Raw genomic sequence first — 12,271 nt, forward strand, 5'->3', positions numbered from 1 at the left:
TATTATGGTTTGAGACAGAGCACAATCGGAGACTGATCATGTATGCCCAGATGGTGGAAACCGGCCTGAAACAGGTCCAGACCCGCGCCGACATGAGCGGGGAAGAGCAGGCATTCCAGGCGCGCATCGACGCCGGCGTGAAGATCGAAGCCAAGGACTGGATGCCCGAGGCGTACCGCAAGACCTTGATCCGCCAGATTTCCCAGCACGCGCATTCCGAGATCGTCGGCCAGCTGCCGGAGGGTAATTGGGTGACGCGCGCGCCCACGCTGAAGCGCAAGGCTATCCTGCTGGCCAAGATCCAGGACGAGGCCGGCCACGGCCTGTACCTGTACAGCGCCGCGGAGACGCTGGGCGTGTCGCGCGACGAGCTGCTGGCCGCCCTGCACACGGGCAAGGCCAAGTACTCGAGCATCTTCAATTACCCGACGCTCACGTGGGCCGACATCGGCGCCATCGGCTGGCTGGTGGACGGCTCGGCCATCATCAACCAGATCCCGCTGTGCCGCTGCTCGTACGGTCCGTATGCACGGGCGATGATCCGCGTCTGCAAGGAAGAGTCGTTCCACGCGCGCCAGGGCTACGACATCATGATGAAGCTGGCCCAGGGCTCGCCCGAGCAGAAGGCGATGGCGCAGGATGCCCTCAACCGCTGGTGGTGGCCGTCGCTGATGATGTTCGGCCCCTCCGATGCCGAATCCGTCAACAGCGCCCAATCGACGCAGTGGCGCATCAAGCTGTTCTCGAACGACGAGCTGCGCCAGCGCATGGTCGACCAGACCGTGCCCCAGGCCGAATTCCTCGGTCTCACGATTCCCGATCCGGACCTCAAATGGAACGAGGAACGCGGTCATTACGACTTCGGCGAGATCGACTGGGAAGAGTTTTATAACGTCCTGAAAGGGAACGGCCCGTGCAACAAGGACCGGCTGCGGACCCGCGTGCAGGCGTACGAGGATGGGGCATGGTTCCGCGACGCGCTCGTCGCGCATGCCGACAAGCAGGCCGCAAAAAAAGCGGCCGCATAAGGAGACAAGAATGAGCAAAGAATGGCCCCTGTGGGAAGTCTTCATCCGCAGCCAGCACGGCCTCGCCCACAAGCACGTGGGCAGCCTGCACGCGCCGGATGCGGAGATGGCGATCAACAATGCGCGCGACGTCTACACGCGCCGCAACGAAGGCGTGTCGATCTGGGTGGTGAAAGCCGCCGACATCGTCGCGTCCAGCCCGGCCGACAAGGATGCCCTGTTCGAGCCGTCGAACAGCAAGGTCTATCGCCACCCCACGTTCTTCCCGATGCCGGAAGACGTCAAGAACCTGTGAGGCGGCCGTGGACGCCAACAAGTTCGAATATCTTTTACGCCAGGGCGATAATGCGCTGATCCTGTCGCAGCAGTTGTCGCAGCTGTGCGGCAAGGGCCCGGCGCTGGAAGAAGACATGGCGCTGACCAACGTCGCCCTCGACCTGCTGGGCCAGACGCGGATGTGGCTCACGTACGCCGGCGAGATCGAAGGCCACGGCCGCGACGAGGACCGCCTCGCGTACCTGCGCGACACGCGCGACTTCCGCAACTGCCTGCTCGTCGAGCAGCCGAACGGCGACTACGCGCAGACCTTGATGCGCCAGTTCCTGTTCGATACATGGCATTACTTCCTGATGCGTGGCCTTTTGTCGTCCAGCGACCGCCGCATCGCGGAGATCGCGGAAAAATCGATCAAGGAGGTGACGTACCACCTGCGCCGCAGCGGCGACCTCGTCGTCCGCCTGGGCGACGGCACGGACGTCAGCCACCGCAAGATGCAGGACGCGCTCGACGAGCTGTGGACCTACGCCGGCGAGATGTTCCTCTACGACGACGTCGACCTGGCCATGGTCGCGCAGGGCGTCGCGCCGGCTGCGGAACCGCTGCGCGATGCATTCCTGGCCCACGTGGCCGAGGTGCTGGACGAAGCGACGCTGACGATGCCGCCCGTGGATGCGTACGTCCAGCGTGGCGGCAAGCAGGGCCGGCATACCGAGCGCCTCGGCTACATCCTCGCCGAGATGCAGTTCCTGCAGCGCGCCTACCCGGGCGTGGAATGGTGATGACCGCGGCCGCGTCACCGATCACGGCCGACCGGGTGTGGTCCTGGCTGGGCGAGGTCCCGGATCCGGAGATTCCCGTGATCTCCGTCGTGGACCTGGGCATCGTGCGCGATGTGGCGGTGGACGACGACGGCGCATGCGTCGTCACGATCACCCCGACGTATTCCGGCTGCCCCGCGATGGAAGTCATCGCCGAAGACATCGACAAGGCCTTGCGCGCACGCGGCGTGGACAGTCTGCGCATCGTCACCCGATTATCGCCCGCGTGGACGACGGACTGGATGAGCGACGCCGGCAAGGCCGCGCTGAAGGGCTACGGCATCGCGCCGCCGGTGCAGCAGGTGGTCGACATCAGCGCGTTGACGCGCGGCGTGAAGCGCCACGCGATCCAGCAGCCTGACGTGGCCTGCCCGCATTGCGGATCGATGCACACGCGTCTCACCAGCCAGTTCGGCTCGACCCCGTGCAAGGCGCTGTATCAATGCCTGGATTGCCGCGAGCCGTTCGACTATTTCAAATGCCATTGAGGCCCACATGAGCAAGTTCTACCCATTGACCGTGGCGAACGTGAAGCACGAGACGCGCGACGCCATCGCCGTCACCTTCGATGTGCCGCCCAACTTGCGCGACGCGTTCCAGTATCGCCAGGGCCAGCACCTCACGTTGCGCGCGATGATCGACGGCGAGGACGTGCGCCGCTCCTACTCCATCTGCTCGGCCGTGCAGGACGACAAGCTGCGCGTCGCCATCAAGCGCGTGCAGGGCGGGCTGTTCTCGACCTGGGCCAACGAGTGCATCCGGCCCGGCGTCACACTTGACGTAATGCCGCCGGAAGGCCGCTTCAACCTGCCGCTGGAGCCGGACAGCCGCCGCCATTACCTGGCCTTCGCGGCCGGCAGCGGCATCACGCCGATCCTCTCCATCGTCAAGACGACCCTCATCGCCGAGCCGCACAGCCGCTTCACCGTGTTGTACGGGAACCGCGCGTCGTCGTCCGTGATCTTCCGCGACGAGCTGGCCGAGCTGAAGGACCAGTACCTGGAACGCCTGAACCTCGTCTACGTGATGAGCCGCGAGCAGCAGGACATCGAGCTGTTCAACGGCCGCATCACGCAGGACAAATGCCGCCAGCTGTTCCAGCGCTGGCTGCGCGTGGAAGACGTCGACTACGCGTTCATCTGCGGTCCGGAAGACATGATGCACGGCGTGTCCGCCGCGTTGCAGGAAGCGGGTATGCCGAAGGAGCGCATCCGCATCGAACTGTTCGCGGCCGGCGCCGCGCAAGAGCCGCGCAAGCCGCGCCGCCAGGCCGCCGGCGAAACGCACCACCACACGGAAGTCACCGTGATCATGGACGGCAACCACGCCAGCTTCACGATGGACCGCGACAAGGAATCGCTCCTCGACGCCGGCCTGCGCGCGGGCCTCGACATGCGCTACTCGTGCAAGGGCGGCGTGTGCTCGACGTGCCGCTGCAAGGTGCGCGAAGGGCAGGTCGACATGGACGTCAACTACGCGCTGGAAGACTACGAGGTCGCGCGCGGCTTCGTGCTGAGCTGCCAGAGCTTCCCGGTGACGGACAAGGTCGTCGTCGATTTCGACGTCGTGGAATAAAAAGGAGACACGCATGACCTATGAAACGATCCTGTTCACGATCGAACAGGGCATCGCCACGCTGACCCTGAACCGCCCCGAACGCCTGAACAGTTTTACCCAGGCGATGCACCTGGAAGTGCGCGACGCTTTGAAGCGCGTGGAGGAAGACAAGTCCGTGCGCGTGCTGCTGCTGACGGGCGCCGGCCGCGGTTTCTGCGCGGGCCAGGACTTGAACGACCGCGCGGTGGAACCGGGCGCGCCCGGCGTCGACCTGGGCGAATCCGTCGAAAAATTCTACGCCCCGCTCGTGCTCACCCTGAAAAGCCTGCCGCTGCCCGTGATCTGCGCCGTCAACGGCGTGGCTGCCGGCGCCGGCGCCAACCTGGCGCTCGCGTGCGACATAGTGCTGGCCGCAAAATCGGCGTCCTTCATCGAAGCGTTCTGCAAGCTGGGCCTGATCCCCGACACGGGCGGCACGTGGGCGCTGCCGCGCCTCGTCGGACCGGCGCGCGCCATGGGCCTCGCGCTGCTGGGCGACAAGCTGCCGGCCGAGAAGGCCGAACAATGGGGCCTGATCTGGCGCTGCGTGCCGGACGAGTCGCTGATGGACGAAGCGCTGGCCATGGCTCGCCATTTCGCCACCGCGCCGACGAAGGGTCTGGCGTTCACGAAGCGGGCCATGCGGGAAAGCTGGGGCAATACGCTGGAACGGCAGCTGCAGCTGGAAGCGGAGATGATGCGCGAACTGGGCTACAGCCACGATTACCGCGAAGGCGTCGCCGCGTTCATCGCCAAGCGCCAGCCCGAGTTCAAGGGAGAATAAGATGGCCCAGGCACTGGAAAAGAACAGCGTCGTCGCCGTCATCGGCAGCGGCGCGATGGGCTCCGGCATCGCCCAGGTGGCGGCCGTGGCGGGCCATACCGTGCGGCTGTTCGACACCCGCCCGGAAGCCGTCGAGCGGGCGATTGCGGGCATAGTCAAGGCCCTCGCGCGGCTCGTCGAAAAAGGCCGCATGGGCGCGGCGGAAGCGGATCTCGCCCGCGAGCGCCTGCACGCGATGCGCACGCTCGACGAAGCGAAGGATGCCGCGCTGGTGGTCGAAGCGGTCGTCGAAGACCTCGACGTCAAGCGCGCGCTGTTCGCCGACCTGGAAGGTGTCGTCGGACCGGACTGTATCCTGGCCACGAACACGTCGTCGATCTCCGTCACCGCGATCGGTGCGACGCTGAAACGTCCGGAGCGCCTCGTCGGCATGCACTTCTTCAATCCGGTACCGCTGATGGCGCTGGTCGAAGTGATCTCCGGTGTCGCCACCGACAAGGCCGTCGCCGATACCGTCCATGCGACGGCCTCCGCCTGGGGCAAGAACCCGGTGCACGCGAAGTCCACGCCGGGCTTCATCGTCAACCGCGTGGCGCGCCCGTATTATGCGGAGGCGCTGCGCCTGCTGCTCGAACAGGCGGCCGATCCGGCCACGATCGACGCGGTGATGCGCGACTGCGGCGGTTTCCGCATGGGTCCCTTCGAGCTGATGGACCTGATCGGCCACGACGTCAATTATTCGGTCACGCAATCCGTCTTCAACGCCTATTACGGCGATCCGCGCTTCGCGCCGTCCGTCGTGCAGCAGGAACTGGTGAATGCCGGCTTCCTGGGCCGCAAGACGGGCCGCGGCTTCTATCGTTACGGCGACGACGTCGCAATGCCGCAGGCGCAGGCCGAGCCCGCGCAGCAGGGGGCCGCGCAGGCGACGCTTGGCGGAGCCGATCCGGTGACCCATGCCCTGAACGCACGCCTACGCGCCGCCGAGGGCGCCGCTACGATCTTCCTGACCGACGGCCGCAGCGCCACGCAGCGTGCTCTTGATGAGGCCCGCCCGGACACGATCCTGTTCGACCTGCTGCTCGACCCGGCCAAGGCCACGCGCATCGCGCTGGCCCGTGCGGACCAGTGCAGCGACGCTGCCTGGAACGCCGCCGTCGGCCTGTTCCAGCAGGCCGGCTTCACCGTGTCGCGTCTCGACGACGTGCCGGGCATGGCCGTGATGCGCACCGTCGCCATGCTGGCCAACGAGGCGCTCGACGCCGTCAACCAGGGCGTGTGCTCCACCGCTGCCGTCGACATCGCGATGCAGAAGGGCGTGAACTATCCGCGCGGCCCGCTGGCGTGGGCCGATGCCGTCGGCCTGCGCCATGTGTTCACCGTGCTGGCCAACCTGGGCGCCACGTATGGCGAAGACCGCTACCGCGTGTCGCCGCTGCTGCGCCGCAAGCTGGCCGCCAACCCCGAGGGAGCCCGCATCCATGCATAGCGATCCGCAAGCGCTGGCCGAACTGGCTGGCAAGACGATGTACGAACGCGACCCGGCCAGCCAGGCGCTGGGCATGACGCTCGATGCGATCCGCCCCGGTTTCGCGCGCATGCGCATGCGGGTGCGCGAGGACATGCTGAACGGCCACGGCACCTGCCACGGCGGCTACATCTTCATGCTGGCCGACAGCGCGTTCGCATTCGCCTGCAACTCGCACAATTTCAATACCGTGGGTGCCGGCTGCACGATCGACTACCTCGCGCCGGGACGCGCGGGCGACGTGCTCGTGGCGGAAGCGGTCGAGCAGGCGCTGGCCGGCAAGACGGGTGTCTACGACGTCGTCGTGACGGACCAGGACGGGCGCAAGGTCGCGCTGTTCCGCGGGAAGTCGCACCGCGTCGCCGGGCACGTCGTCGACATGTAAAACGGAGGAGACAACGATGGTCCAACGCATCCCGCAACCCGGTGAACTCGACCCGATCGAGCGCGCCAGCCGCGACGAACTGCAGGCCCTGCAACTGGAACGGCTGAAGTGGAGCCTGAAACACGCCTACGACAACGTGCCGCACTACCGCCGCGCGTTCGACGAGGCGGGCGTGCATCCGGACGACCTGAAGACGCTGGCCGACCTGGCGAAATTCCCGTTCACGGAGAAGAAGACGCTGCGCGACAATTATCCGTTCGGCCTGTTCGCCGTGCCGCGCGAGCAGGTCGTGCGCGTGCACGCATCGTCCGGCACGACGGGCAAGCCGACCGTCGTCGGCTACACGCAGCGCGACATCGACACGTGGGCCGGCGTCGTCGCACGGTCGATCCGCGCCGCGGGCGGACGACCAGGCGACATGGTGCACATCGCCTACGGCTACGGCCTGTTCACGGGCGGTCTCGGTGCCCACTACGGCGCCGAGCGCCTGGGCTGCACGGTCGTGCCGATGTCGGGCGGACAGACGGAAAAGCAGGTCCAGCTGATCCAGGACTTCAAACCGGCTATCATCATGGTGACGCCGTCGTACATGCTGAACATCGTCGAGGAATTCAGGCGCCAGGGGCTCGATCCGGCCGCGTCCTCGCTCAAGGTCGGCATCTTCGGCGCCGAGCCGTGGACGGATGCCATGCGCCGCGAGATCGAGGAACGCGCCGGCATCGATGCCGTCGACATCTACGGCCTGTCGGAAGTGATGGGCCCCGGCGTCGCCAGCGAATGCATCGAAGCGAAGGACGGCCCCGTGATCTGGGAAGACCATTTTTATCCCGAGATCATCGACCCGGACACGGGCGAGGTGCTGCCGGACGGCGCAGAGGGCGAACTGGTCTTCACGTCGCTGACGAAGGAAGCGCTGCCGATCATCCGCTACCGCACGCGCGATCTCACGAAACTGCTGCCGCCGACCGCGCGCTCGATGCGCCGCATGGGCCGCATCAATGGCCGCTCGGACGACATGCTGATCATCCGCGGCGTGAACGTGTTCCCCAGCCAGGTCGAGGAACTGATCCTGCAGATGCCGGCGCTGGCGCCGCACTACCAGCTCGTCGTCACGCGCGACGGCCACCTCGATGCGCTGGCCGTCCATTGCGAACTGCGCGAAGGCGGCGCGGATAACGCGGACGCGCTGGCCCGCGACCTGCAGCACCGCATCAAGACCTACATCGGCGTGACGACGACCGTGACCCTGCTGCCCGCGCAAGGCATCGAGCGCTCGCTGACGGGCAAGGCGCGCCGCGTCGTCGACAAGCGGCCCAAGAACAACTGAGGAGACTTCAAAATGACTGACGCATTCATCGTCGACGCCATCCGCACCCCGTTCGGCCGCTTCGGCGGCGCCCTGTCCGGCGTGCGCGCGGACGACCTGGCCGCGCTGCCGATCGCCGCGCTCGTCGACCGCAATCCCGGCATCGACTGGTCGCAGGTCGACGACGTGCTGTACGGCTGCGCGAACGGCGCCGGCGAAGACAACCGCAACGTCGCGCGCATGGCCGCGCTGCTGGCCGGCCTGCCGCCTTCCGTGCCGGGTTCCACGATCAACCGCCTGTGCGGTTCGAGCCTGGATGCCGTCGGCAGCGCGGCGCGCGCCATCCGTGCCGGCGAGGCAAACCTGATCATCGCCGGTGGCGTGGAGAGCATGACGCGTGCCCCGTTCGTGATGGCCAAGGCCGACAGCGCGTTCTCGCGCACGGCGAAGATCGAGGACACGACGATCGGCTGGCGCTTCGTGAATCCGAAGATGAAGGCGCAGTACGGCATCGACTCGATGCCGGAGACGGCGGAAAACGTGGCGCGCGACTTCGGCATCGCGCGCGGCGACCAGGATGCGTTTGCGCTGCGCAGCCAGCAGCGCTGGGCGGCGGCGCAGGCGGCCGGCGTGTTCAAGGACGAGATCGTCCCCGTCACGCTGCACGGTAAAAAAGGGGAGTCGCGGGTATTCGATACCGACGAGCATCCACGCCCGGACACGACCCTGGAATCGCTCGCCCGTCTGAAAGGCGTCGTGACGCCGGACGGCACGGTCACGGCGGGCAACGCGTCCGGCGTCAACGACGGCGCCTGCGCCGTGCTGGTCGCCTCCGGCGCGGCCGTGGACAAGTATGGCCTGACGCCGCACGCCCGCATCGTCGGCATGACGACGGTGGGCCTGGAACCGCGCATCATGGGCTTCGGCCCCGCGCCCGCGACGAAGAAACTGCTGGCAATGACGGGCCTCACGATCGGCCAGATGGACGTGATCGAGTTGAACGAAGCGTTCGCGTCGCAAGGCCTGGCCGTGCTGCGCGACCTGGGCCTGCCGGACGATGCCGCGCACGTGAACCCGAACGGCGGCGCCATCGCCATCGGCCACCCGCTGGGTGCCTCCGGCGCGCGCCTCGTGACGGCGGCCGTCAACCAGTTGCACCGCACGGGTGGCCGCTACGCGCTGTGCACGATGTGCATTGGCGTGGGCCAAGGCATCGCCCTGATCGTGGAACGGATCTGAGATGGTCAAGGTCTATGAAATCGACGGCTTGCGTCCCGTCGTACACCCGACGGCGTACGTACACCCGACGGCGGTGCTGATCGGCGACGTGATCGTCGGTCCGCGCTGCTATGTCGGGCCGCTGGCGTCGCTGCGCGGCGACTTCGGGCGGCTGATCCTGGAAGAGGGCGCGAACGTGCAGGACACGTGCGTGATGCACGGCTTTCCGGAAGACGACACGGTCGTCGAAGTGGACGGCCACATCGGCCATGGCGCCGTGCTGCACGGCTGCCGCGTGGGACGCAACGCGATGGTCGGGATGAATGCGGTCGTGATGGACAAGGCGGTCGTCGGTGCGGAATCCATCGTCGGCGCGGCCGCGTTCGTAAAGGCCGGCATGGTGATTCCGCCGCGCAGCCTCGTGCTGGGCGCGCCGGCGAAGATCGTGCGGGCGGTGTCGGACGAGGAGATCGCGTGGAAGAGCTATGGCACGCGGCAGTACCACGACCTGAACGTCAGGTCGATGAAGACGATGCGTGAAGTCGAGGCGCTGACGGAAGTGGAACCGGACCGGCAGCGCATCGTGTTCGACGAGCCGCACAAGCCAAAACAATGAGGAGACGAGGATGCACACCCCCACCACCCTGCAAAGCCTGATCGCCGGCCGCTGGCTCGGCACCGAAGCGCACCAGCCGCTGCACAGCGCCCTGGACAACCAGCTGATCTATCACACGCACGCCGACCGGATCGACTTCGGCGAAGCCGTCACGTATGCCCGCAGGACGGGCGTGCAGGCGCTGATGCAGATGGACTTCCAGAAGCGCGCCCAGCGCCTGAAGGCCCTGGCGGCTTACCTGATGGAGCGGAAGGAAGAGCTGTACGAGATCTCGCACCTGACCGGCGCCACGCGGCCCGACAGCTGGGTCGACGTCGAAGGCGGCATCGGCACGCTGTTCGCCTATGCCAGCATCGGCGGGCGCGAACTGCCGTCGTCGAACGTGATGCACGAAGGTCCGGCCATGGCGCTCGGCAAGCGGGGCGGCTTCGCGGGCACGCACATTCTCGTGCCGCGCGGCGGCGTCGCCGTGCACATCAACGCTTTTAATTTTCCCATCTGGGGCCTGCTGGAAAAATTCGCGCCGAGCTTCCTCGCGGCCATGCCGTGCATCGCCAAGCCGGCCACCGCGACGAGCTACCTCACGCATGCCGTCGTGAAGATGATGATGGAGTCGGAACTGCTGCCGGAAGGCTGCCTGCAGCTCGTCATCGGCTCGACCGGCGATTTGCTGGACCGCCTGAACGGTTTCGATGCGGTCACGTTCACGGGCTCCGCCGACACGGCCGCGAAGCTGCGCGGCAATGCGAACCTGATCCGCGAATCCGTGCCGTTCACGGCGGAGGCGGATTCGCTGAACGCGGCCATCCTCGCGCCGGACGTCACGCCCGACGACGAGGAACTGGACCTGTTCGTCAAGGAAGTGGCGCGCGAGATGACGGGCAAGACGGGCCAGAAGTGCACGGCGATCCGCCGCGTGATCGTGCCCGGGCACCTGGCGGACGTCGTCGGCGAACGCCTGCGTGCACGCCTCGCGAAGATCGTCGTCGGTAATCCGAAGGTCGAGGGCGTGCGCATGGGTGCATTGGCGTCGCTGGACCAGCAGCGCGACGTCAGCGAGCGCGTCGAGATGCTCGCGCGCGGCAACGAGGTGCTGTTCAGCGCCCGCGACGGGTTCAATCCTGTCGGCGAAGGTGCTGCTGCCGGCGCCTTCTTCGCGCCCACCTTGCTGCTGTGCCGGAACGCGATGGTCAACGATGCCGTCCACGACATCGAGGCGTTCGGCCCCGTCAGCACGATGATGACCTACCGCGACATCGACGAAGCGCTGGCGCTGGCCGCCCGCGGCAAGGGCAGCCTCGTGACGACGCTGGTGACGAAGGACCCGGCCATCGCGGCGCATGCGGTGCCGGTCGCCGCGGCGTCGCATGGCCGCGTGCACATCCTCGACCGCGTCGCGGCCGTGGACTCCACGGGCCACGGCTCGCCGCTGCCGATGCTCAAGCACGGCGGACCGGGCCGCGCCGGCGGTGGTGAGGAACTCGGCGGTATCCGCGCGGTCAAACACTTCCTGCAGCGGGCGGCGGTGCAAGGTTCGCCGACGATGCTGGCGGCCGTCACGGGAGAATACGTGCGCGGCGCGGCCGTCAAGGAATCGGACGTGCACCCGTTCCGTCGTTATTTCGAAGACCTGGAGATCGGCCATTCCCTGCTGACACACCGCCGTACCGTCAGCGAGGCGGACATCGTCAACTTCGGCGGCGTCTCGGGCGATTATTTCTACATGCACTTCGACGAGATCGCGGCGAAGGACACGCAGTTCGGCAAGCGCATCGCGCACGGCTACTTCGTGCTGTCGGCGGCGGCGGGCCTGTTCGTGTCGCCGGCGCCTGGCCCCGTGCTGGCGAACTATGGCCTCGACAACCTGCGCTTCGTGGCGCCGGTGGCGATCGGCGACACGATCCGCGCGCGCCTCACGTGCAAGCGCAAGGTCGACCGCAACCGCACGGACGACCAGGGACGGGGGCAGGGCGTGGTGGCGTGGGACGTGCAGGTAACGAATCAGAACGACGAACTCGTCGCAAGTTACGATATCCTGACGCTGGTGCAAAAACGCGGCTGAGGAAACGCCAAGGCCGCGCGTGAAACTGATAAGGAGAAAGTCATGTCGCGGCTAGACCTGAGCAGTATTCCCGTGCTGACCGGTACCGGGTATCCCGATCCCTTTGCCGAAGCCGTCAATGGCCGCAGCAAGCAGGCGCTGGGCGACGCCGGTGGCCTGACGCAGTTCGGCGTCAACCTCGTCGAGCTGCTGCCCGGCGCCGCCTCGTCGCAGCGCCACTGGCATAGCCATGAGGACGAATTCGTGATGGTCGTCTCCGGCGAGCTGACGCTCGTCACGGACGAAGGCGAAACCCTGATGCGCGCGGGCGATTGCGCGGCCTTCCCGGCCGGGCGGCCGAACGGCCACCAGCTCATCAACCGGGGCTGGGGCAATGCGCTGTTCCTGTGCGTGGGCTCGCGCATTCCCGAGGATAAGGCCGAGTATCCGGACATCGACCTCGTGTATGACGGCAAGACCAACAGTTATTCCCACCGCGACGGTACGCCGTATCCCAAGCGCGACACGCGCACCTCGTCCATGCCGGCTGCGGCGAAAGCCGCTTCGCTCGAAACGGACGAAAAGACGCTGGACCCGCGGGTGTTCCGGGCCGACCACGGGGAACAGGCCGGCATCGTTCCGGACGAACCCCGCTAGCGGACTTTTCTGGAG

Annotated in this window: 13 protein-coding genes; all 13 read left to right on the top strand. The window is 66.9% G+C overall.

All coding sequences use genetic code 11. The annotated features are described in order from the left end of the window. Positions 1-38: 38 nt before the first annotated feature. From paaA to P0M04_RS12490, 13 genes are read left to right on the top strand one after another with little or no spacing between them, the layout of a single operon-like run. A complete protein-coding gene (gene paaA / locus P0M04_RS12430) occupies positions 39-1,028 on the top strand; it encodes a 1,2-phenylacetyl-CoA epoxidase subunit PaaA (protein ID WP_259450774.1) in 990 nt (329 codons plus the stop codon). A 10-nt stretch (positions 1,029-1,038) separates the two neighbouring features. Next, a complete protein-coding gene (paaB, locus tag P0M04_RS12435; RefSeq protein ID WP_036238302.1) occupies positions 1,039-1,323 on the top strand; it encodes a 1,2-phenylacetyl-CoA epoxidase subunit PaaB in 285 nt (94 codons plus the stop codon). A gap of 7 nt (positions 1,324-1,330) precedes the next feature. After that, positions 1,331-2,086 carry a 1,2-phenylacetyl-CoA epoxidase subunit PaaC gene (paaC, locus tag P0M04_RS12440; protein WP_259450775.1) on the top strand — a complete coding sequence of 252 codons (756 nt, stop codon included), beginning with the start codon at positions 1,331-1,333 and terminating at the stop codon, positions 2,084-2,086. Then, positions 2,086-2,613: a 1,2-phenylacetyl-CoA epoxidase subunit PaaD gene (paaD, locus tag P0M04_RS12445; RefSeq protein WP_259450776.1), complete on the top strand. Its 528-nt coding sequence runs from the start codon at positions 2,086-2,088 to the stop codon at positions 2,611-2,613. Before paaC ends, paaD begins: the two co-directional genes overlap by 1 nt. A 7-nt stretch (positions 2,614-2,620) precedes the next feature. After that, complete coding sequence (paaE, locus tag P0M04_RS12450; RefSeq protein ID WP_259450777.1) at positions 2,621-3,700, top strand: 1,2-phenylacetyl-CoA epoxidase subunit PaaE; 1,080 nt, start codon at positions 2,621-2,623, stop codon at positions 3,698-3,700. 13 nt (positions 3,701-3,713) lie between these two features. Next, the gene (paaG, locus tag P0M04_RS12455; RefSeq protein WP_259450778.1) at positions 3,714-4,505 is read left to right on the top strand and encodes a 2-(1,2-epoxy-1,2-dihydrophenyl)acetyl-CoA isomerase PaaG; all 792 of its coding nucleotides are present in this window, start codon (positions 3,714-3,716) and stop codon (positions 4,503-4,505) included. A 1-nt stretch (position 4,506) separates the two neighbouring features. Then, positions 4,507-5,994 (top strand): 3-hydroxyacyl-CoA dehydrogenase PaaH, encoded by a 1,488-nt coding sequence (paaH, locus tag P0M04_RS12460; protein WP_259450779.1) that lies wholly within the window; start codon positions 4,507-4,509, stop codon positions 5,992-5,994. Then, positions 5,987-6,418, top strand: a complete 432-nt coding sequence (gene paaI, locus P0M04_RS12465) for a hydroxyphenylacetyl-CoA thioesterase PaaI (protein WP_259450780.1) — start codon at positions 5,987-5,989, stop codon at positions 6,416-6,418. Before paaH ends, paaI begins: the two co-directional genes overlap by 8 nt. A 16-nt stretch (positions 6,419-6,434) precedes the next feature. Further along, positions 6,435-7,745 (top strand): phenylacetate--CoA ligase PaaK, encoded by a 1,311-nt coding sequence (paaK, locus tag P0M04_RS12470; RefSeq protein ID WP_259450781.1) that lies wholly within the window; start codon positions 6,435-6,437, stop codon positions 7,743-7,745. A 12-nt stretch (positions 7,746-7,757) separates the two neighbouring features. Then, on the top strand, positions 7,758-8,963 hold the full coding sequence (pcaF, locus tag P0M04_RS12475) for a 3-oxoadipyl-CoA thiolase (RefSeq protein ID WP_259450782.1): 1,206 nt from the start codon (positions 7,758-7,760) through the stop codon (positions 8,961-8,963). A 1-nt stretch (position 8,964) separates the two neighbouring features. Continuing rightward, entirely contained in the window at positions 8,965-9,558 is a 594-nt protein-coding gene (gene paaY, locus P0M04_RS12480) for a phenylacetic acid degradation protein PaaY (protein WP_105376452.1), read from the top strand. A gap of 10 nt (positions 9,559-9,568) precedes the next feature. Beyond that, complete coding sequence (paaZ, locus tag P0M04_RS12485; protein ID WP_259450783.1) at positions 9,569-11,620, top strand: phenylacetic acid degradation bifunctional protein PaaZ; 2,052 nt, start codon at positions 9,569-9,571, stop codon at positions 11,618-11,620. A 42-nt stretch (positions 11,621-11,662) separates the two neighbouring features. Further along, positions 11,663-12,256 carry a cupin domain-containing protein gene (locus P0M04_RS12490; protein WP_259450784.1) on the top strand — a complete coding sequence of 198 codons (594 nt, stop codon included), beginning with the start codon at positions 11,663-11,665 and terminating at the stop codon, positions 12,254-12,256. Positions 12,257-12,271 lie beyond the last annotated feature (15 nt).

The sequence above is a fragment of the Telluria mixta genome (genome assembly GCF_029223865.1).
GTDB lineage: Bacteria > Pseudomonadota > Gammaproteobacteria > Burkholderiales > Burkholderiaceae_D > Telluria > Telluria mixta.

Coding starts and splice junctions, on each gene's coding strand:
- paaA (WP_259450774.1), top strand. CDS start 39: ATGTATGCCCAGATGGTGGAAACCGGCCTGAAACAGGTCCAGACCCGC.
- paaB (WP_036238302.1), top strand. CDS start 1,039: ATGAGCAAAGAATGGCCCCTGTGGGAAGTCTTCATCCGCAGCCAGCAC.
- paaD (WP_259450776.1), top strand. CDS start 2,086: ATGACCGCGGCCGCGTCACCGATCACGGCCGACCGGGTGTGGTCCTGG.
- paaE (WP_259450777.1), top strand. CDS start 2,621: ATGAGCAAGTTCTACCCATTGACCGTGGCGAACGTGAAGCACGAGACG.
- paaG (WP_259450778.1), top strand. CDS start 3,714: ATGACCTATGAAACGATCCTGTTCACGATCGAACAGGGCATCGCCACG.
- paaH (WP_259450779.1), top strand. CDS start 4,507: ATGGCCCAGGCACTGGAAAAGAACAGCGTCGTCGCCGTCATCGGCAGC.
- paaI (WP_259450780.1), top strand. CDS start 5,987: ATGCATAGCGATCCGCAAGCGCTGGCCGAACTGGCTGGCAAGACGATG.
- paaK (WP_259450781.1), top strand. CDS start 6,435: ATGGTCCAACGCATCCCGCAACCCGGTGAACTCGACCCGATCGAGCGC.
- pcaF (WP_259450782.1), top strand. CDS start 7,758: ATGACTGACGCATTCATCGTCGACGCCATCCGCACCCCGTTCGGCCGC.
- paaY (WP_105376452.1), top strand. CDS start 8,965: ATGGTCAAGGTCTATGAAATCGACGGCTTGCGTCCCGTCGTACACCCG.
- paaZ (WP_259450783.1), top strand. CDS start 9,569: ATGCACACCCCCACCACCCTGCAAAGCCTGATCGCCGGCCGCTGGCTC.
- P0M04_RS12490 (WP_259450784.1), top strand. CDS start 11,663: ATGTCGCGGCTAGACCTGAGCAGTATTCCCGTGCTGACCGGTACCGGG.